Origin of the sequence: Seohaeicola zhoushanensis (assembly GCF_014656415.1) — a bacterium.
In the GTDB taxonomy this organism is placed as follows: domain Bacteria; phylum Pseudomonadota; class Alphaproteobacteria; order Rhodobacterales; family Rhodobacteraceae; genus Seohaeicola_A; species Seohaeicola_A zhoushanensis.
Genome location: NZ_BNCJ01000009.1, coordinates 136,356 through 156,142 on the forward strand (window position 1 = coordinate 136,356; position 19,787 = coordinate 156,142).

The 19,787-nt window shown below is 65.5% G+C and carries 22 protein-coding genes; 14 read left to right on the plus strand and 8 right to left on the minus strand.

The window, feature by feature from the left end; genetic code table 11:
- The first annotated feature begins 156 nt into the window (after positions 1–156).
- The gene (locus IE266_RS15800) at positions 157–1,077 is read left to right on the plus strand and encodes a DMT family transporter (protein ID WP_229864169.1); all 921 of its coding nucleotides are present in this window, start codon (positions 157–159) and stop codon (positions 1,075–1,077) included.
- Here the strand turns inward: IE266_RS15800 and IE266_RS15805 are convergent.
- From IE266_RS15805 to IE266_RS15840, 8 genes are all read right to left on the minus strand, one after another.
- Positions 1,062–1,682 (minus strand): glutathione S-transferase family protein, encoded by a 621-nt coding sequence (locus tag IE266_RS15805; RefSeq protein ID WP_189681071.1) that lies wholly within the window; start codon positions 1,680–1,682, stop codon positions 1,062–1,064. The two genes, IE266_RS15800 and IE266_RS15805, sit on opposite strands and share 16 nt — an antisense overlap.
- A 167-nt stretch (positions 1,683–1,849) precedes the next feature.
- A complete protein-coding gene (locus tag IE266_RS15810) occupies positions 1,850–2,995 on the minus strand; it encodes an iron-containing alcohol dehydrogenase (protein WP_189681072.1) in 1,146 nt (381 codons plus the stop codon).
- Positions 2,992–4,374 carry an aldehyde dehydrogenase family protein gene (locus IE266_RS15815; protein ID WP_189681073.1) on the minus strand — a complete coding sequence of 461 codons (1,383 nt, stop codon included), beginning with the start codon at positions 4,372–4,374 and terminating at the stop codon, positions 2,992–2,994. Before IE266_RS15815 ends, IE266_RS15810 begins: the two co-directional genes overlap by 4 nt.
- A 108-nt stretch (positions 4,375–4,482) precedes the next feature.
- Positions 4,483–5,847, minus strand: coding sequence for a glutamine synthetase family protein (locus IE266_RS15820; protein ID WP_189681074.1), 1,365 nt, complete (start codon positions 5,845–5,847; stop codon positions 4,483–4,485).
- 69 nt (positions 5,848–5,916) lie between these two features.
- Positions 5,917–6,945 (minus strand): TRAP transporter substrate-binding protein, encoded by a 1,029-nt coding sequence (locus IE266_RS15825; protein ID WP_189681075.1) that lies wholly within the window; start codon positions 6,943–6,945, stop codon positions 5,917–5,919.
- A gap of 52 nt (positions 6,946–6,997) precedes the next feature.
- A complete protein-coding gene (locus IE266_RS15830) occupies positions 6,998–8,323 on the minus strand; it encodes a TRAP transporter large permease (protein WP_189681076.1) in 1,326 nt (441 codons plus the stop codon).
- Positions 8,323–8,934, minus strand: a complete 612-nt coding sequence (locus tag IE266_RS15835; protein WP_189681077.1) for a TRAP transporter small permease subunit — start codon at positions 8,932–8,934, stop codon at positions 8,323–8,325. The genes IE266_RS15830 and IE266_RS15835 overlap by 1 nt, the downstream gene beginning before the upstream one ends.
- Positions 8,931–9,692 (minus strand): N-formylglutamate amidohydrolase, encoded by a 762-nt coding sequence (locus IE266_RS15840; protein WP_189681078.1) that lies wholly within the window; start codon positions 9,690–9,692, stop codon positions 8,931–8,933. Before IE266_RS15840 ends, IE266_RS15835 begins: the two co-directional genes overlap by 4 nt.
- 128 nt (positions 9,693–9,820) lie before the next feature.
- On the opposite strand from IE266_RS15840, the gene IE266_RS15845 reads away from it, so the two are divergent.
- The 13 genes from IE266_RS15845 to IE266_RS15905 all read left to right on the plus strand — a co-directional run bounded on the left by IE266_RS15845 (position 9,821) and on the right by IE266_RS15905 (position 19,748).
- A complete protein-coding gene (locus IE266_RS15845) occupies positions 9,821–10,684 on the plus strand; it encodes a MurR/RpiR family transcriptional regulator (protein WP_229864171.1) in 864 nt (287 codons plus the stop codon).
- A gap of 146 nt (positions 10,685–10,830) precedes the next feature.
- Positions 10,831–11,292: a Na+/H+ antiporter subunit E gene (locus IE266_RS15850; RefSeq protein ID WP_268249758.1), complete on the plus strand. Its 462-nt coding sequence runs from the start codon at positions 10,831–10,833 to the stop codon at positions 11,290–11,292.
- Positions 11,292–11,585 carry an MrpF/PhaF family protein gene (locus tag IE266_RS15855; protein WP_189681079.1) on the plus strand — a complete coding sequence of 98 codons (294 nt, stop codon included), beginning with the start codon at positions 11,292–11,294 and terminating at the stop codon, positions 11,583–11,585. Before IE266_RS15850 ends, IE266_RS15855 begins: the two co-directional genes overlap by 1 nt.
- Complete coding sequence (gene mnhG / locus IE266_RS15860; RefSeq protein ID WP_189681080.1) at positions 11,585–11,932, plus strand: monovalent cation/H(+) antiporter subunit G; 348 nt, start codon at positions 11,585–11,587, stop codon at positions 11,930–11,932. The genes IE266_RS15855 and mnhG overlap by 1 nt, the downstream gene beginning before the upstream one ends.
- A complete protein-coding gene (locus IE266_RS15865; RefSeq protein ID WP_189681081.1) occupies positions 11,932–12,483 on the plus strand; it encodes a DUF4040 domain-containing protein in 552 nt (183 codons plus the stop codon). The genes mnhG and IE266_RS15865 overlap by 1 nt, the downstream gene beginning before the upstream one ends.
- Positions 12,480–12,923 carry a Na(+)/H(+) antiporter subunit B gene (locus tag IE266_RS15870; protein ID WP_229864174.1) on the plus strand — a complete coding sequence of 148 codons (444 nt, stop codon included), beginning with the start codon at positions 12,480–12,482 and terminating at the stop codon, positions 12,921–12,923. The genes IE266_RS15865 and IE266_RS15870 overlap by 4 nt, the downstream gene beginning before the upstream one ends.
- Positions 12,923–13,360 carry a cation:proton antiporter subunit C gene (locus IE266_RS15875; protein WP_189681082.1) on the plus strand — a complete coding sequence of 146 codons (438 nt, stop codon included), beginning with the start codon at positions 12,923–12,925 and terminating at the stop codon, positions 13,358–13,360. The genes IE266_RS15870 and IE266_RS15875 overlap by 1 nt, the downstream gene beginning before the upstream one ends.
- Positions 13,360–14,880: a monovalent cation/H+ antiporter subunit D family protein gene (locus IE266_RS15880; protein ID WP_189681083.1), complete on the plus strand. Its 1,521-nt coding sequence runs from the start codon at positions 13,360–13,362 to the stop codon at positions 14,878–14,880. The genes IE266_RS15875 and IE266_RS15880 overlap by 1 nt, the downstream gene beginning before the upstream one ends.
- A 9-nt stretch (positions 14,881–14,889) precedes the next feature.
- Positions 14,890–16,350: a proton-conducting transporter transmembrane domain-containing protein gene (locus IE266_RS15885; protein WP_189681084.1), complete on the plus strand. Its 1,461-nt coding sequence runs from the start codon at positions 14,890–14,892 to the stop codon at positions 16,348–16,350.
- A gap of 10 nt (positions 16,351–16,360) precedes the next feature.
- Positions 16,361–16,684, plus strand: a complete 324-nt coding sequence (locus IE266_RS15890) for a hypothetical protein (protein ID WP_189681085.1) — start codon at positions 16,361–16,363, stop codon at positions 16,682–16,684.
- On the plus strand, positions 16,677–18,374 hold the full coding sequence (locus IE266_RS15895) for a Na(+)/H(+) antiporter subunit D (protein ID WP_189681086.1): 1,698 nt from the start codon (positions 16,677–16,679) through the stop codon (positions 18,372–18,374). The genes IE266_RS15890 and IE266_RS15895 overlap by 8 nt, the downstream gene beginning before the upstream one ends.
- Positions 18,375–18,447: 73 nt before the next feature.
- On the plus strand, positions 18,448–18,927 hold the full coding sequence (locus IE266_RS15900) for a rhodanese-like domain-containing protein (protein ID WP_189681087.1): 480 nt from the start codon (positions 18,448–18,450) through the stop codon (positions 18,925–18,927).
- Positions 18,924–19,748, plus strand: a complete 825-nt coding sequence (locus tag IE266_RS15905) for a CE1 family esterase (RefSeq protein ID WP_189681088.1) — start codon at positions 18,924–18,926, stop codon at positions 19,746–19,748. Before IE266_RS15900 ends, IE266_RS15905 begins: the two co-directional genes overlap by 4 nt.
- The last annotated feature ends 39 nt before the right edge of the window (positions 19,749–19,787 follow it).

The window sequence follows — 19,787 nt, forward strand, 5'->3', positions numbered from 1 at the left end:
GGGCTGTATCTCGATCATTTCCGCCTGTCGGATTACTGTTCCACTTGGCGCGCAGATTAGCCGGAGGCGGTGGAAAGACAAGTCCTGCGGTACTGGTGCGACGTCTCTTTACAGGTTAAGCTTTCTGCATTTCCCCGCCGGAAAGACACGACTCGCGTGGCCGATCTCACAGCACTGACCCGCACCCGCACCGCCTGGAACGCGCAGAGCCCGACCCTGCGCGGTGCGCTGCTGATGGTCGTCTCGACGCTCGGATTCGCGGTGATGCATGCCACGATCCGCCATGTCTCAGCCGAGTTGCCGCCCTTCGTGATCGTGTTCTTCCGCAACTTCTTTGGGTTGCTGTTCCTGGTGCCGCTGCTGCTGACCAGCGGTTTCGCCCAGTTGCGCACCCGGCGGCTGGGGCTTCATGCATTGCGCGGATTGCTGAACATCTGCGCGATGCTGATGTTCTTCACCGCCGTCTCGACCACACCGCTGGCGCGGGTCACGGCGCTGAACTTCTCGGCCCCGATCTTTGCGGCGGTGCTGTCGGTGGTGGTCCTGGGCGAAGGCTTTCGCTTCTACCGATGGGCGGCCATCGCGGCGGGGTTCCTGGGCACGCTGATCGTGCTGCGGCCCGGCCTGTCGGAGATCGTGCCCGGCGACTTGCTGACGCTGGGATCGGCCTTCTTCTGGGCCTGCGCGATGATCGTCATAAAGATCCTGTCGCGCACCGAGAGCAGCGTCGCCATCGTGTTCTACATGGGGGTCTTTCTCTGCGGCTTCTCCATCGGCCCGGCCCTTTGGGCCTGGGAGGACTGGCCGTCATGGCAGGCCTGGGGCTGGCTGCTTCTGATCGGCCTCGCGGGGTCGGTCGCGCAGGTGACCATCAGCCAGGCGCTGAAGGAAGCGGAGCCGACCGCAGTGCTGCCCTTCGACTTCCTCAAGCTGGTCTGGGCCTCGCTGCTGGCGCTGTGGCTCTTCGGCGAGGTGCCGGACAGCTACACCTTCATCGGGGCAGGTCTGATCTTTGCCTCGGGCCTGTTCATCGCGCATCGCGAGCGCAGCGGCGCGAAAGCTCAGGCGAAGCTGTAGGCGCCTCCGCGTTCCATTGCGCGGTGCCAGGCGGGGCGGGCGTGCATTGCCTCGACGAAGGAGGTGAGCCTGGGCAGCAACTGGTTGCGGCCCTTCTTCACCGCGATCTCGGCGGGGAAGCTCAGCATGATGTCGACGGCCGAGAGGTCGTCGAGCACGAAGTGCCCCGAGGGGCGCAGCATCCGTTCCATGAACTCGAAATGGCTGGTGAGCTGCTGGTCGATCCGCGGCCGCAGCGGTGCGCCGGCGGGGCCGAGGCGGCCGGCGTAGAGGTCGAGCAGGATCGGCGTCATCGCCGAGCCTTCGGCGAAATGCATCAGTTCCATGTGGGTGACGTATTCGTCGCTGCCGATGCGAGGCAGCAGGTGGCGGCCGTGGCGGAGGCAGAGGAACTCGACGATGGCGCCGCTTTCGGCGATCCGGCGGCCGTCGATTTCGACCACCGGCGACTTGCCGAGTGGATGGACGGCAGCGAGTTCGGGCGGGGCGAGGTTGGTCACCGGGTCACGTTCGTAGCGGCGCAGGTCATAGGAGAGCTCGAGCTCTTCCAGCAACCACAGGATGCGCTGCGAGCGCGAGTTGTTCAGGTGGTGAACCAGGATCATGCAGTGCCTCCCTATGCCGGCGGGAGATTGGGCAATGCGGGCGGGGATGGCAAGAAAAATGCCGCCGGAGCCGTTTCCCTGGGAGGATTTCGGTTCCGGCGGCAGGTCATGTGGCTGTTTTCCCTGCGGGAAAACAGGCCGAAATCCGCGCGGGATTTCGGCCGGGTTCAGATCACCGCTTCGAACAGCGCGCGGGTGTTCTCGGCGGTCATCGCCACCGGGTTGCCGCCGACGCTGGGATCTTCGAGCGCCATGGCGGTCAGCTCGTCGATGCGGTTGTTGCCGACGCCCATTTCGCTCAGCTTCGCCGGTATGGCGAGGGTCGAGCGCAGCTCCCACACGCGGTCGCAGAAGCCGGTGAAGCCGCCCTTGATCCCGAGATAGGCCGCCGCGCGGCCGAGCCGGTCCTCGATGGCGGGGCGGTTGAAGTCGAGCACGGCGTTCATCACCACGGCGTTGGTGGTGCCGTGGTGGGTGTTGTAGACCGCACCGATGGGATGGCTCAGCGCATGGATCGCGCCGAGGCCCTTCTGGAAGGCCACCGCGCCCATCGCCGCCGCGCTCATCATGTGGGCGCGGGCTTCGAGGTCATTGCCGTCGGCATAGGCGCGCGGCAGGTATTCGTTCACCAGCCGCAGCCCTTCGAGGGCGATGCCCTGGCTCATCGGGTGGTAGAAGGGCGAGCAATAGGCTTCGAGGCAGTGGGCGAAGGCGTCCATGCCGGTGCCGGCGGTGATCATCTTGGGCATTCCGACGGTCAACTCGGGGTCGCAGATCACGACGCTGGGCAGCACCTTGGGGTGGAAGATGATCTTCTTCACGTGGGTTTCGGAGTTGGTGATGACGCTGGCGCGGCCCACTTCCGAACCGGTGCCGGCGGTGGTCGGCACGGCGACGATGGGGGCGATGCCGGCCGGGTCGGCGCGGGTGTACCAGTCGCCGATATCCTCGAAATCCCAGACGGGGCGGGTCTGGCCCGACATGAAGGCAACCATCTTGCCGAGGTCGAGGCCCGAGCCGCCGCCGAAGGCGACGACGCCGTCATGGCCACCGGCCTTGTAGACGGCGAGGCCCGCGGCGAGATTCTTCTCGTTCGGGTTCGGGTCGACATCGGAGAACATCGCGCGGCCCAGGCCGGCGGCGTCGAGGATGTCGAGCGTGGCCTGGGTGATCGGCAGGTTCGCCAGGCCCTTGTCGGTCACGAGCAGGGGGCGCTTGATGCCGGCGGCGGCGCAGGCCGCGGGCAGTTCCTTGATGCGCCCGGCGCCGAACTTGATGGCGGTCGGGTAGGACCAGTTGCCGGTGGGGGTCATTTCGTCACCTTCTTGAGATGGTAGGATTTCGGACGGGTCAGGTTGTGGAAGCCGATGACCGAGAGCGAGCCGCCCTTGCCGGTGCTCTTGCAGCCGGTCCAGCAGAGTGCTGGGTCGAGGTAGTCGGCACGGTTCATGAAGACGGTGCCGGTCTCGATCCGGGCGCCGAGCGCCTCGGCGCGGGCGGCATCCTGGGTCCAGAGCGAGGCGGTCAGGCCGAAGTCGCTGTCGTTCATCAGCTGCAGCGCGTGTTCGTCATCGGCGACCGGCATGATGCCGACCACGGGGCCGAAGCTTTCCTCCCGCATCACGCGCATGTCGTGGTTGACGCCGGTGAGGATCTGCGGCGTCAGGTAGGTGCCGCCGTCATCCTCGGCGAAAGTCTCGATATGGGCGGTTGCGCCCTCGGCCACTGCCTCGGAGATCTGCTCGCGCACGAGGTCGGCGAAGCGGCGGTGCGCCATCGGGCCGAGCGTGGTTTCCGGGTCGAGCGGGTTGCCGAGCTTGTAGCTCTTCACGATCGCCACGGCCTTCTCGACGAAGGCGTCGAACAGGCTTTCGTGGACGTAGATACGTTCGATCCCGCAGCAGCACTGGCCCGAGTTGAACATGGCGCCGTCGATCAGGGTCTCGACGGCGGCGTCGAGGTCGGCGTCCTCCATCACGTAGCCCGGATCCTTGCCGCCGAGTTCCAGCCCGAGGCCGGTGAAGGTGCCGGCCGCGGCGCGTTCGATGGCCTGGCCGGCACCGACCGAGCCGGTGAAGTTGACGAAGCCGAAGCTTTTCGCGGCGATCAGTTTCGCAGTGGTGTCATGGTCGAGGAAGAGGTTCTGGAACACATCCGCGGGCACGCCGGCCTCGTGGAAGGCGCGGGCCATGCGCTCGCCCACAAGCAGGGTCTGGGTGGCGTGTTTCAGCACCACAGCGTTGCCGGCCATCAGGGCCGGGGCGACGCCATTGATCGCGGTCATGTAGGGGTAGTTCCAGGGCGCGATGATCAGCACCAGCCCGTGGGGTTCGCGCTTGATGAGGCGGCGGAAGGTGGCGCTGTCCTCGATCTCGATGGGGGCCAGAGCCTCTGCGGCGATCGAGGCCATGTAGGAGGCGCGTTCGTTCATGCCGCGGAATTCGCCGCCGTATCGGACCGGGCGGCCCATCTGCCGGGCGAGTTCCGGCACCACCTCGTCCTGCATGGCGGTCAGGCGGGCGCAGCCGGCCTCGACCAGGGCGACGCGTTCGGCCAGCGGGCGGGCGGCCCATTCGGCCTGTGCGGCGCGGGCGCGGGCCACGGCGGCCTCGGCCTCGGCGAGGCTCAGCACGGGACGTTCGGCAAACACCGAGCCGTCAATGGGCGAGATACATTGCAGTGTTCTGGTCATGGTCTTTCCTAAAACGGCGCGCCGAAGATGTTCAGCGCGCTCTCACAAGGGCGTGGCGTTCGAGGTGGCCGCAGCCCGGCAGCGCCGGGCCCGGCTCAAGGCATGGTATCACGCCTTCTCGAATCCGCGCGCGATTTCCCAGTCGGTCACGGTATTGGCAAAAGCCTCGACCTCGACCTCGGCGGCGCGGACGTAGTGGTCGACGACGGCGTCGCCCATCGCCTCGCGCAGCATGGTCGAGCCGCGCAGAGCCTCGGTCGCATCCTCCAGCGTGCGCGGAATGTCGGGCAGCTTGCCGTCGGTATATACCTCGCCTGTCACCGGAGCGCCGAGTTCGAGTTTGTCCTCCATCCCCTTGAGACCGGCGGCCAGCAGGGCGGCCTGGGCCAGGTAGGGGTTCATGTCCGAGCCGGGGATGCGGCATTCCATGCGCACGGCCTTGCTGCCCTCGCCGCAGAGGCGGAAGCCGGCGGTGCGGTTGTCGACCGACCAGGCGATGCGGGTCGGCGCGAAGGTGCCGCGCATGAAGCGTTTGTAGCTGTTGACATAGGGCGCCATGAAGGCGGTGACGTCGCTGGCATAGGCGATCATGCCGGCGCAGAAGGACTTCATCTCGGCCGACATGCCGTGCGCGTCGGACTTTTCGTAGAAGAAGGGCGTGCCGTCCTTCCAGAGCGACAGGTGGATGTGCGCCGCGCTGCCGACACGGCTGCGGTGCCACTTGGGCAGGAAGGTCGCCGATGCGCCGTGCTGGAAGGCGATTTCCTTGATCGCCTGCTTGGCGATCGAGTGGTTGTCTGCGCAGTCCAGCGCCTCGGCATAGCGGATGTTCAGTTCTTCCTGGCCGGCCTCGGCCTCGCCCTTGGAGTTCTCGACCGGGACGCCGGCGGCAACCAGATGGTTGCGGATCGGGCGCATGATGTGCTCGTCCTTGGTCGAGCCGAGGATGTTGTAGTCGAGGTTGTAGGGCACGTAGGGCTTGAGGTTGCGGTAGCCTTCCTCGCGCAGCTGGTCGTAGCTGCCCTTGAACAGGAAGAATTCCAGCTCGGTCGCCATCATCGGCGTCAGGCCGAGCGCCTCGGCGCGGGCGATCTGGCGCTTGAGGATGGCGCGGGGGGAATGCGGGATGTCGCCGTGGCCGTGGTGGTCGACGATGTCGCAGAGCACCATCGCGGTGCCTTCGAGCCAGGGCACGCGGCGCAGGGTCGAGAGGTCGGGGCGCAGGGCATAGTCGCCATAGCCGGCGGCCCAGGACGTCGAGGCATAGCCGTCAGGCGTGTCCATCTCGAGGTCGGTCGCCAGCAGGTAGTTGCAGCAATGGGTCTCTTCCCAGGCGCTCTGCACGAAATGCGTGCCGGTGAAGCGCTTGCCCATCAACCGGCCCTGCATGTCGACAAGGCAGGCGAGGACGGTATCGATGCGGCCCGCCGCCACCTCGGCCTTGAGGGTGTCGAAGGTCATGTTGCCGGGCATGGTCGTCTCCTTGGATCAGGTGAGCCCCGGAGGATCTCCGGGGCCCTTTTCGTGTCGCTGGAAAGGCGATCAGGTATAGCGGTAGGGCCGACCGGCCTTGTTCATGTCGGAATTGTACTTCCGGAAGATCTCGACGATCTTGGCCTTGGTCGGGCTTTCGGCCGCGATCTCATCCCAGAACTTGACGGCCGCATCCTCGACCGTCTGCCATTCGGCGTCGGGGATCGTGGTCAGCTTCATCTTGTCGCCGTTGACGCGCAAGGACGCCTCGCCGCCCCAGTACCACCACTGGCGGTAATAGTGCGACTGTTCCATGCAGACCTTGAGCAGTTCCTTGAGGTCTTCCGGCAGCTCGTCCCAGCGGCCCTGGTTCGCGAAGAAGTGGCCGATCCAGGCGCCCGAAATGTTGTTCGTCAGGAAATAGTTGGTCACATCGGCCCAACCGACGGTGTAGTCCTCGGTGATGCCCGACCATGCGATGCCGTCAAGCTCGCCGGTCTGCACCGCGACCTCGATGTCTTCCCAGGGCAGCGTCACCGGAACCACGCCGAACTGGCTGAGGAAACGGCCGGCGGTCGGGAAGGTGAAGACGCGCTTCCCTTCCAGGTCCTTCAGCGAGTTGATCGGGTCCTTGGTGGCAAAGTGGCAGGGGTCCCAGGACCCGGCCGAGATGTGCTGCACGCCGACCTTGGCGTATTCCTCTTTCCAGATCGCATCCAGGCCGTACTGGTTGAACAGAACCGGCACGTCGAGCGAGTAGCGCGAGCCGAAGGGGAAGTAGCCGCCGAAGACGGTGACGTCGGTGGGCGAGGCCATCGAGTCGTCATCGGACTGCACGGCGTCGATGGTGCCGCGCTGCATGGCCTGGAACAGTTCGCCCGTGGGCACCAGCTGGTCGGCGAAATACAGTTCGATCTGCATCCGGTCGCCGGCGATCTTGTTGAAGGTGTCGATGGCGGGTTTCACCACATGTTCGGCGAGGGCGGCGCCGGCATAGGTCTGCAGGCGCCATTTGATCGTGGACTGCGCCAGCGCCGGCGTGGCCAGCGCGGCGGGGGCGGCGGCGGCCCCGGCGATGAACTTGCGTCTTGTGGTCATTCTCTCTCTCCTTGTGGTTTTCGGATGCCCGCTTGACCGGGTTCTTGTTGGTTCACTTGCTGTAGACGAGATCGGGCAGCCAGAGCGCGATCTCGGGGAAGATCATCACCACCGCCAGGGCCAGGCCCATGACGATCACGAACGGGGTGATCGAGGCATAGATATCGCGCAGGCCGATCTCGGGCGGGGCCATCGCGCGCATCAGGAAGAGGTTGTAGCCGAAGGGCGGCGTCATGTAGGCGATCTGGGTGGTGATGGTGTAGAGCACGCCGTACCAGATCAGGTCGAAGCCCAGCGCATCGACCAGCGGCACGTAGAGCGGCGCCACGATCACCAGCATGGCGGTGTCGTCGAGGAAGGTGCCCATGACGATGAAGCTGAGTTGCATCAGGATGAGTATCATCCAGGGGCTGAGGTGCATCTGTTCGGTGAACAGGTTCTCGATCGCCTTGACTGCGCCTAGCCCGTCGAAGACCGCGCCGAAGGCGAGGGCGGCGAGGATGATCCACATGAACATGCAGGAGATGCCGAGGGTGGATCGGATCGAGACCTCGAAGACCTCGCGCGTCATACGGCCCTTGACCACGGCGGCGAGGAAGGCCGCCAGCGCGCCGATGGCCGAGCTTTCGACCAGCGAGGTCCAGCCGTTGACGAAGGGGATCATCATGGTGGCGAAGATCACCAGCGGCAGGATGCCGGCACGCAGCAGGGCCAGCTTTTCCGACAGCGGGATATCGCGTTCCTCGCGCGACAGGACCGGGCCGAGGTCTGGGTTCAGCTTGCAGCGCGCCCAGATGTAGATGATGAACATCGCCGCCATCATCAGGCCAGGCACAACGCCCGCAAGCCAGAGCTGCCCGACCGGCTGGCGCGCGATCATCGCATAAAGCACGAGCACGACGGAGGGCGGCACGAGGATGCCGAGGGATGAGCCGGCCTGGATCACCCCCGTGACCATCCTTTTATCGTAGCCACGTTTAAGCAGTTCCGGCAGGGCGATGGTGGCGCCGATGGCCATGCCGGCGACCGAGAGGCCGTTCATCGCCGAGATCAGCACCATCAGGCCGATGGTGCCGATGGCGAGGCCGCCATGCACACCGCCCATCCAGACGTGGAACATCTTGTAGAGGTCGTCGGCGATCTTGGATTCGCTCAGGACGTAGCCCATGAAGATGAACATCGGCAGAGTCAGCAGCGGATACCACTTCATCAGCTTCATCGCCGCCGAGAAGCCGAGGTCGTAGCCGCCCCGGTCGCCCCAGAGCAGCAGCGCGGCGACAACCGCGACGAAGCCGATGGCGCCGAACACGCGCTGGCCAGTCATCAGCATCAGCATCATGGTCGAGAACATGAGAAGGGCGATCAGTTCGTAGGACATCAGATCGCCTCGCGCGGAATATCTTCGCCCCGGATGCGCAGGATGTCCTTGGCGAGCTCGGACAGCGACTGCATCAGCATCAGGAAGAGGCCAAAGACCATAATGGCCTTGATCGGCCAGAGATAGGGGCGCCAGGCAGTCGGGCTGCGCTCGAACCGGCCGAGTACCTCGTTGGCGCCCTCGAGGCCGCCGGTGATGAACCCCTTGATGAGATTGCCGAAGAAGGCGAAGGGCTCGGTCCCGAAATGGCCCAGCGAATAGGCGGTGGAGCCGATGCCGCCCCAGAGCAGGATGCCGAGGTAGAACAGCAGGAACATGACGGTGATGGCGTCGAACCAGGCTTTCCGGGTCTCGGTCCAGTCGCCGTAGAGCAGGTCCATCCGCACGTTCGATCCCATCTGGATCGAGTAGGGGCCGCCGAGGATGTAATAGGCGACCATGGCGAATTGGGCCATCTCCAGCGTCCAGAGAGACGGCAGGAAGAAGGTCTTCGAGATCGAGGACCAAAGCAGGATGCCCATCATCACGAAGATGCCGTACATCATGATACGCCCGACCCGGCGGTTGAACCGGTCGGTGACGTGGACGAAGACGTGCAAGGCCCCGTTCATGGCGCGGCTCCTGCGGTGCCGGGCATCCGTCCGAGCGCCGCGGGCAGGGTGCGGGCGAGCAGCGCTGCCACATCGGCGGCGCGCGCCGGGTCGGCGAGGAGATCGTTCCTCACTTCGAGCATCACGTTGGGCAGGCCACGCGCGATGGCGTGACGCTTGAGCGAATGGGTGACGCCGTCGGCCGGGCCGTAGGGCTGGTTGCGCTCGATGCGGTAGGGCGCGCCTTCGAGCTCGGCGAGCAGCGCGTCGGCGAGGCGGGTGTCGGTGTCGTGCAAGACGCCGATCTCGACCGGGCGGTGCTTGCCGAAATAGACCGGCGTGAAGGAGTGCACGGTGATGAGCGCCGCTGGACGGGCGGCTTCCATCGCCGCGTCGACCGCCGCGCAGAACGGGTGGTAGATGCGGTTCGCCCGGTCGGCACGGGCCTCGGGCGAGAGGCCGCGATTGCCGGGGATCTCGTGGATTTCGCTCTTCTCGGGCACCGAATCCGGGGCCTCGGGCGGGCGGTTGCAGTCGTAGAGCAGACGCGACACCGCGCCGAAGACCAGCGGCACGCCCATCGCGGCAGACAGGTGCCGAGAGAGCGTCAGCGCGCCCGGATCCCAGGCGGCATGGCTGAAGCGGGTCTCGGGCGGCAGGCCAAGTTCGCGGAACTCCGCGGGAATCTCGGCCGAGGCATGTTCACAGAGGAGCAGGGCCGGCGCGGCACCGGCAAGTCCCTCGGTCGTGGCTGCGTCGAAATCTGCGCTTTGTGTCATTGGTCCCCCGTCCAAGGCAGGTTTCTTCAGCAGCATGGTGGCTGTCAACCGCAATTCTGAAAGTTTCTCTTCTTTGATGGCGGCTTTGAAAGTATGATTACAAAACCGACATCGGGAAGGGCAGACAATTGGCGGAAACGGCGCAAGAGCGCATCAAGGCGGTGGGCGGTCAGCTGACCCGGGCCGAGCGTCAGCTGGCGGATGTGATTCTCGAGAACTACCCGATGTCGGGGCTTGGCTCGATCACGCGGCTGGCCGAGAAGGCGGGGGTCTCGTCGCCCACGGTGGCGCGGATGGTGCAGAAATTGGGGTTTTCCGGCTTTCCCGAGTTCCAGGAGGCGCTGCGCGACGAGCTTGAGGCGCAGATCTCGAACCCGATCGCCAAGCACGAGAGCTGGTCGGAAGCGGCCCCGCAGGGGCATATCCTGAACCGCTTCACCGATGCGGTGATGTCGAACATCCGCCAGACGCTGGCCCATGCCGATCCCGCCGAGTTCGACGCGGTGACGGCGCTTCTTGCCGATTCGACGCGGGCGGTCTTTGTCGCGGGCGGGCGTATCACCCATGCGCTGGCCGAGTATCTGCACATGCACCTGCATGTGATCCGTCCCCGGGTCCAGTTGATCCGGACCACGAACAACGCCTGGCCGCACGACCTGCTCGACCTCGAGGCTGGCGACGTGGTCATCCTGTTCGACGTGCGCCGTTACGAGAACACGACGCTGAAACTGGCCGAGATCGCGGCACAGCGCGGGGCCAGGATCGTGCTGTTCACGGACCAGTGGCAGTCGCCGATCGCGCGCCATGCCACGGCATCGTTCAACTGCCGGATCGAGGCGCCTTCGGCCTGGGATTCGACGGTTGCGATGCAATTGATGTCGGAAACGCTGATCGCCGCGGTGCAGGAACGGGCCTGGGAGCAGACCCGAGAACGCATGAAGACGCTGGAGGAAATCTTCGACGCGACCCGCATCTTCCGCAAGTTCGTGTGAAATCGCGACTTTTTTGGACGGGTATTACTTCACAAGGCCGGCCCGTATACCTACATTACGCGCGAACACGGTTCGGCGCAGATCAAGCCTGATCAAGCGGCGGCGGGACGACAGGGGATTACCTTTTGCGCATCATCGGGACGGCATTGATTCTTGCTGCCATGTGGCTGCTGATGTCTGGCCTCTACAAGCCGCTGATCCTCGGGTTCGGCGCGGCTTCGGTCCTGCTGGTGGTCTTCGTCCTGCGCCGTATGGACGCGATTGACGGTGACCGCGTTCAGCTGCGCCTCAAGCCGCTCGCGTCGCTTGGATACCTGATCTGGCTGCTCAAGGAGATCGCCAAGTCGAACTGGGTGGTGACCAAGATCATCCTCAAGCCGTCAATGCCGATCCGCCAGCACCTTTTCGTGGTGCCGCTGACGCAGGAAAGCGATCTCGGCCAGACGATATTCGCAAATTCCATCACGCTGACGCCGGGGACCATCACGGTCGAGACCGAACCGGGGCACTTCCTGGTCCATGCGCTGGCCTATTCCGACGGGGATGACGACGGCCTTGCCGACATGGACCGCCGCGTGAGCGCAATCGAGAAGAGGGTGGCCGCCTGATGTTCATCGTAGCAGCCCTGTCCCTCTTCATTGCCATGCTGCTGGTTCTCGTCCGGCTGTTCAACGGGCCGACGCTCTATGACCGGGTGCTGGCCGTGAACACTTTCGGCACCTTCACCGTGCTGTTCATCGGCGTGCTCGGCTTCCTGAACGGGCGGCCGGATTTCCTCGACATCAGCCTGCTTTACGCGCTGATCAACTTCGTGGGCACGATCGCCATCCTCAAGTTCTTCCGCTACCGCGCCATCGGCGACCAGCCGCGGCCGAGCGACCAGGCCGAGGGAGAGGTCTGATGGAGCTTCTCGTCGAGATCCTGAGCTGGATCTTCATCCTGTCCGGGTCGTTCTTCACCGTGGTCGGTGCCTTCGGGATCCTGCGTTTCCCTGATTTCTGGGCGCGGTTGCATGCGGCCTCGATCTCGGACAGCGCCGGGATGATCCTGCTGCTGATCGGCATGGCGTTGCAGGCGGGATGGACGCTGGTGACAGTCAAGCTGATCATCATCGGCATCTTCCTCTTCATCACCGGACCCACCTCGACCCATGCCGCCGCCAGCGCGGCGCTGGTGTCGGGCCTGCGGCCCAAGGAGCACCCCGGACTGACCGGTGCGCAAACGCCCCCGCCCGAGAAGCAAAACTGATGGAAATGTTGATCGACATCGTGCTGTTCTCGATGATGGTGGCGACCGCGCTGGCCATCGTGAGACTGCGCAGCCTCTTTGCCGTGGTCATGCTGGCCGGCGTCTTCAGCCTGCTGTCGGCCTTGCTGCTGGTGACGCTCGATGCTGTTGACGTCGCCTTTACCGAGGCCGCGGTGGGAGCGGGGATCTCGACCGTTCTGATGCTGAGCACGCTGGCGCTGACCTCGCGGTCGGAGCAGCCCTCGGCCAAGGCCGGGCTGACCCCGCTGCTGGTCGTGCTCGTCACCGGTGCGGCGCTGGTCTACGGCACGCTCGACATGCCGAGCTTTGGCGACCCGAACGCGCCGGCGACGACCCATGTGGCGCCGGACTACCTCGAACGCAGCCAGCACGAGATCGGCGTGCCGAACGTCGTGACCGCCATCCTCGCGAGCTATCGCGGGTTTGACACCTTGGGCGAGACCGGCGTGGTCTTTACCGCCGGCATCGGCGTGCTGCTGCTGATAAGCGGCCTGCGCCGGCGTCGCCGCCAGAAGGGCGAAGAAGAATGATCCGCCATCACCTCATCCTCCGCGTCGTTACCAAGCTGCTGATCGGCCCGATCATGCTGTTCGCGCTCTACGTGCAGTTCCACGGCGACTATTCGCCCGGCGGCGGCTTCCAGGCCGGCGTGATCATGGCGGTGGCCTTCATCATCTACGGCGTGGTCTTCGGGCTGGCGACGGTGCAGCAGGTGCTGCCGCCCTGGCTGGTGCACAAGCTGCTGGCGCTGGGCGTCATCATCTATGCCGGCACCGGTTTCGCGAGCCTGTTCCTGGGCTATGCCTATCTGGATTACGGCGCCTTCTCGCCAGCCCACCCCGAGCATGGCCAGCACTGGGGCATCCTGGCGGTCGAACTGGGTGTGGGCATCACTGTCACCGGCGTGATGGTGGCGGTCTATTATGCCTTCGCAGCGCGCACTCCGATGCTCAGCGACGAGGACTGGTGATGACCGCCGAATTCGATCTCCCCTTCATCCTTGGCCACGTCAACTACTGGCTGTTCATCGTGCTGATGATGACCGGGCTCTACATCGTCGTGGCCAAGGGCAACCTGGTCAAGAAGATCGTCGGGCTGAACATCTTCCAGACCGCGGTCTTCATGCTCTACATTTCGGTGGGCAAGGTTTCGGGCGGCACTGCGCCGATCTTCCCGACCGACATGAATGTCGACCCCAACGTGGTCTATTCCAACCCGCTGCCGCACGTTCTGATCCTCACCGCGATCGTCGTCGGCATCGCCACCACCTCGCTGGGCCTGGCGCTGATCGTGCGCATCCGCGAGCAATTCGGCACCATCGAAGAAGAAGGCATCTACCAGATCGAGAGGGACATGGCTGCCGAGGAATACCGCCTGCACAGCGAACTCATGAGCGAGCGGCGCTGATGGCGACCGAAGTTCTGCCCCATACGGCCATGACGCTGCACGACCACCTGCCGATGCTGCAGATCCTGGTGCCGTTCTTCGCCGCGCCGCTGATCGTGTTCCTGGGCAGCCGCCGGTTGGCCTGGCCGGTGGCCTTCGCGGCCAGCGTGATCTCGCTGGTGATTTCCTGGATGCTGCTGATGCAGGTGATCGACGGCGGAGTCATCACCTATCACATCGGTGGCTGGGAGCCGCCGCTGGGCATCGAATACCGGATCGACGCGGCGAATGCCTTCGTGCTGTTCCTGGTCTCGGCGGTCTCGGTCGTGGTGCTGCCCTTCGCCAAGACCAGCGTGGCCGACGAGGTGGCAGCGCGCGACCATACGCTGTTCTACGCGGCCTACCTGCTGTGCTTCTCGGGTTTGATGGGTGTGGCGATCACTGGCGACGCGTTCAACGTCTTCGTCTTCCTCGAGATCTCGTCGCTGTCGACCTACGTGCTGATCGCCAGCGGCGCGGCGCGCGACAAGCGGGCGCTGACAGCGGCCTATGACTATCTCATCATGGGGACCATCGGCGCGACCTTCTTCGTGATCGGCATCGGTTTCCTCTACATGGCGACCGGCACGCTCAATATGGCGGACCTGGCCGACCGCATCGGCACTCAGGGCGGCAACCGGACGGTGGAGGCGGGCTTTGCCTTCATCCTGGTGGGCGTCGGGCTGAAGCTGGCCTTCTACCCGATGCACCTCTGGCTGCCCAATGCCTATACCTTCGCGCCTTCGGCGATCTCGGCCTTCCTGGCCGCGACGGCGACGAAGGTAGCGGTCTACGTGCTGCTTCGCTTCACCTTCACCGTGTTCAGCCCGGCCTTCCAGTTCGAAGTGCTGACGCTGCAATTCGTGATCATGCCCTTCGCGCTGCTTGCCATGTTCGCGGCCAGCTTCGTCGCGGTGTTCCAGAGCGACTTCAAGCGGATGCTGGCCTATTCCAGTATCGCTCAGATCGGCTACATGCTGCTCGGGATCTGCCTGCTGACCGAAACCGGCCTGACCGCCGCCATCGTGCACCTGTTCAACCACGGGATCACCAAGGCGGCGCTGTTCATGGCGGTCGGCGCCTATGTGCTGCGCAACAAGGACACCTTCTACAACGACATCTGCGGCATGGGCCGCAAGATGCCCTGGACCTCTGCCGCAGTTGTCATCAGCGGGCTGAGCCTGATCGGGGTGCCGGGCACGGCGGGCTTCGTCAGCAAGTGGGTGCTGGTGCAGGGCGCGCTGGAGAAGGGCTGGTGGCCGATCGCGACCCTGGTGGTGGCGTCGAGCCTGCTGGCCGTCGTCTATGTCTGGCGGGTGATCGAGGTGCTCTACCTGCAGCCGGCGCGGTCTGACTCCACAGCGACCGAAGTGCCGATGTCGATGCTGGTTCCGATCTGGATCGCCGCCATCGCCTGCATCTGGTTCGGGATCGACACTGATACGACGTTGACGGCGGCGCGAAGCGCGGCGGCCGGTCTGCTCGGCACAGCCGGGCAATAGGAGGGCGGCATGGAAACGAATACCGCCATCTTGCTGAGCATGCTGATCCCCGGCCTGGCGACGGTCGGCAACCTGGTGCTGCGCCGGCAGGACAACCTTCGTGACGGCATGACGCTGGTTGCCGCCATCGCCACCTTCGGCTGCGTGCTGACGGTGCTGTTCAACGAGGGCAACGGCACCACCGCGCCGATGGTGGTCTGGACGGTGATGCCGGGCCTCGACCTGGCCTTCAACGTCGAGCCGCTGGGCCTGATGTTCGCGATCATCGCGAGCGGGTTGTGGATCATCACCCATCTCTACGGCATCGGCTACATGCGCGGGAACAAGGAGAAGCACCACGCCCGCTTCTTCGCCTGTTTCTCCTTCGCCATCGCCAGCGTGATGGGTATCGCCTTCGCCTCGAACATGTTCACGCTGTTCCTGTTCTACGAGGCACTGACGCTGTCGACCTATCCGCTGGTCGCCCACAAGGAGACGCCCGAGGCGGTTCGGGGCGCGCGGACCTATCTCGGCATCCTGATCGGCACCTCGATCGGGCTGCAGCTGGTCGCGGTGATCTGGACCTTTGCCCTGACCGGCACGCTGGACTTCACCAAGGGCGGCATCCTGGAAGGCCATGTCGAGGGGCCGCTGGTCGCCATCCTGCTGGCGCTCTACGCCTTCGGGATCGGCAAGGCGGCGCTGATGCCGTTCCACCGCTGGCTGCCGGCTGCGATGGTGGCCCCCACGCCTGTTTCAGCGCTGCTGCACGCGGTCGCGGTGGTGAAGGCGGGTGTCTTCACCATGCTGAAGGTCGGCGTCTACATCTTCGGGATCGATTTCCTGGCCGAGACCGGCGCCTCGGAATGGCTGATGTGGCTCGCGGCCTTCTCGATCATCTGCGCCTCGGTCGTGGCGATGACCAAGGACAACCTGAAGGCGCGGCTGGCCTATTCGACCGTGTCGCAGCTGAGCTACATCACGCTGGGCATGGCGCTGGCGACGCAGCTGGGCGTGCTGGGCGGGGGGATGCATATCGCGATGCACGCGATGGGCAAGATCACGCTCTTCATGTGCGCGGGGTCGATCTATGTCGCGACGCACAAGACGAACATCAGCCAGATGACGGGGTTGGGCCGGGCGATGCCGGTGACGTTCATCGCCTTCCTGGTCGGCGCACTGTCGATCATTGGCCTGCCGCCGCTGGGTGGCAGCTGGAGCAAGTGGCTGCTGATCCTGGGCGCGGCCGATGCCGGGCAGATGGCGATGATCGCGGTCTTCATGATCTCGTCGCTGCTGAACATCGCCTATCTGCTGCCGGTCGTCGCCAAGGGCTTCTTCCTCAAGGGCGAGGGCCAGCCCGAGACCTGGGCCGAGGCGCGGCCGCTGGTCTGGGTGCCGCCGGCGCTGACGGCGTTTGGCTGCCTTGTCCTGTTCTTCTACGCGGGTGCGATCGAGGCCTTCCTCGCGCCCATCGTTGCGGCCAACTGAGGGGATCGAGATGGAGCACGACCAAACCGACGCCCGCAAGGAAGCCCCCGAGAACCAGGGGCCGGGCGCCAGCCGCATGATCGTCGGGCTGGCGCTGGTCTGCGCGGTGCTGTTCCTGGCCGATTTCGCCTATGAGAAACACGTCTATGTGCCGGTCGAGTCGATGCCGGGCTTCTACGCGATCTTCCCGCTTGTCACCTGCCTGGCGCTGGTGATCGTGGCGCGGGTGCTGCAGGCCGTCCTGCGGCGGCCCGTAGGCTATTACGCGCCGAAGGACGTCGAGACCGAGGCCTATCCCGAGGACGGGTTGAACCGGGAGCGGGCCGATGTTTGACGTGTTTCCGCCTGTGCTGGTCTATCTCCTGGGTGCCGTCCTGCTGCCGTTGCTGCCCAATGCCGCGCTGCGCGCTGGGCTGTCGCTGCTGGTGCCGGTCATCGGCGGCTGGCTGATCTGGACGCTGCCCGAGGGCAACCATGCCGTGGTCTCGCTGGCCGGGTTGGATCTTACGCTGATCCGCAACGACAAGCTGGCGAGCGTCTTTGCGCTGATCTTCTCGCTCGCGGCCTTCCTGTCGCTGCTCTACGCCTGGCATGTCCGCGACCGGGTGCAGCAGACGGCGACGCTGCTGTACGCGGGTTCGGCCATTGGGGCCGTCTTCGCGGGCGATCTCATCTCGCTGTTCCTTTTCTGGGAAGGCACGGCCATTGCCTCGGTCTTCCTGATCTGGGCGCGCGGCACCGAGGGGGCCTATCACACCGGCCTGCGCTACCTGCTGATCCAGGTGACCTCGGGCGTGATCCTGCTGGCCGGGGCGGCGCTCTACTGGCGCGAGACGGGGTCTCTGGCCTTCGAGCACATGACGCTTGGTTCCGCGGCGACCTGGCTGATCTTCCTGGCCATCGGCATCAAATGCGGCTTCCCGCTGCTGAACAACTGGCTGGCGGACGCCTATCCGGTGGCCACCGTGACCGGCACGGTGATTCTCTCGGCCTTCACGACCAAGCTTGCTATCTACGCGCTGGCGCGCGGTTTCGCCGGCACCGAGCTCCTCATCTGGATCGGCGTCGGGATGGTGCTGATCACCGTGGTCCAGGCCATGATCGAGAACGACCTGCGCCGAGTGCTGGCCTATTCGCTGAACAACCAGCTGGGCTTCATGGTAGTCGGCATCGGCATCGGCACCGAGCTTGCCCTGAACGGCGCGGCGAGCCATGCGGTTGCCAGCGTGCTCTACAAGGCGGTTTTGCTGATGGCGGTGGGTGCAGTGCTGTTCCGCACCGGCACGGCGAAGGCATCGGACCTTGGCGGCCTCTATCGCACTATGCCGCTGACCGCGCTCTTTGCCCTGGTCGGGAGTGCCTCGATCGCGGCCATGCCGCTGTTCTCGGGCTTCGTGACCAAGTCGCTGATCCTCTCGGCGGCGCAGCACGAGCATCATTACATCGCCTGGGCGGTGCTTCTTTTCGGGTCGGCGGCGGCGGTGATGCACACGGCCATCCGCATTCCCTATGCCGCCTTCTTCGGCCCGGACAGTGGCCTGCGCCCGCACGAGGCGCCGGCGCATATGCTGCTCGCCATGGGGCTGACGGCGGCGTTTTGTGTCGCCATCGGCGTCTATCCCAAGGCGCTCTACGCGCTGCTGCCCTATGCGGTGGACTACAAGTCCTACACCACCTACCACGTGGTGCAGCAGCTGCAGCTGGTGGCCTTCGCCGCATTGGTCTTCGCCGTCATGATGCGCGCGGGCCTCTACCCGAAGAGCGAGCGTTCGATCGTCCTCGACACCGACTGGGTCTATCGCCGCCTGCTGCCGCGCGTGGTCGGCGCGCTGTCGGCGACGATGGGTGCGGTCTGGGCGCTGGTCGCCTCGGCGCAGGAACGATGGCTGCGCGGGATCATCCTGCGGCTTTACCGCACCCATGGGCCGGCGAGCCGCATCGCCTTGAACTGGCCGACAGGGTCGATGGTGCAATGGGTTGCCATCGTTCTGGGGATCACGCTGATCGTGACCTTCCTGTCCTGAAGCGCACCATCGCGGTGACGCGATGGTGAACGCGCGGGCGGGTGGAGCGTGCTAGCAAGGTCATGAGGATGACATGACCGCAGCATCGAACAAGCTTGTCACGCCGACACGGCGCCGTGTCTTGGGCCTGGCCGTCCTTGCCGGGGCCGTGGGCCTGATCGGCTGGCGGCGGCTGCATCCCACCTACAGTGGCGAAAGGTTGAGCGTTGCCGAGGCCCATGCCGCCGCCCTGGCGGGCGAGGTGACGCTCGTCGATATCCGCCGGCCGGACGAATGGCGGCTGACCGGGATCGGAGAGGGGGCGCAGCCGCTCGACATGCGGCGCGCTGACTTCGAGACAGCCCTTGCCGAACTGCTTGGCGGGGACCGGGCCGCCCCGGTGGCGCTGATCTGCGCACGTGGTGTGCGTTCGGCGCGGATGGCGACGCGGATGGCAAAGGCCGGGTTCACCCATGTCTTCGATGTGCCCGAGGGGATGCTCGGCTCGGGCGCGGGGGCGGGCTGGCTCGGCGCGGGGCTGCCGGTTATGCCTTACGACGGGGGCCAGGGATGAAGCTCTGGCTGGCTGCCCTCTGCCTCGCGCTGGCGGGTGGTTCTGCGCAGGCCGGCTGCGGGGCCGATCCCGAGCCGTGCAGACTCGCGGATGGAGAATATCATGCCCTGCTGCCAAAGGCGGGAGGGCAGGGGGCCCCGGTCGTGCTCTGGCTGCATGGGGCGGGCAGCAACGGTGGCAACGCGGTGCGCAATGCCGCCCTTATGGAGGCCCTGACCGGGCGCGGCTATGCGGTGCTCGCGCCGACCGGCAGTCGGCAGTTCGGAGAGCGCGGGGCGAGCTGGAACTTTCTGCCCGGCTGGGAGGGACGCGACGAGACCGATTTCCTGCGGCGCGCCGTGGCGGATGCCTCTGCGCGTTTTGGCACCGACGCCAAGAGCGTGCTCTTGGCGGGGTTCTCGGCCGGGGGATTCATGGTGACCTATCTCGCCTGCACCGCGCCCGAGACCTTTGCCGCCTATGCGCCGGTGTCGGGCGGGTTCTGGCGACCGCTGCCCGATGGCTGTGCGGGTCCGGTGCGGCTGTTCCAGACCCACGGCTGGGCCGACAGGACCGTGCCACTGGAGGGCCGCGTGTTGCGCAGCGGCGAGTTCGAGCAGGGCGACATCTTCCAGGGGATGGAGCTCTGGCGGCAGGCCAATGGCTGTGCCGGGCAGGATCCGACTGCCTATGGCGAGACCGGCATCTTCTGGCGCAGGAAGTGGGAGGATTGCGCGGCGGGCAGCGCGCTGGAGTTAGCCCTGTTTCCCGGCGGACATACGGTGCCTGAGGGATGGGTCGACATGGTGCTCGACTGGTTCGAAAGTCTCGAAATCCCCTAACGGATGTGACTTTGATTACATCGGCCAGGACGTTTCCCG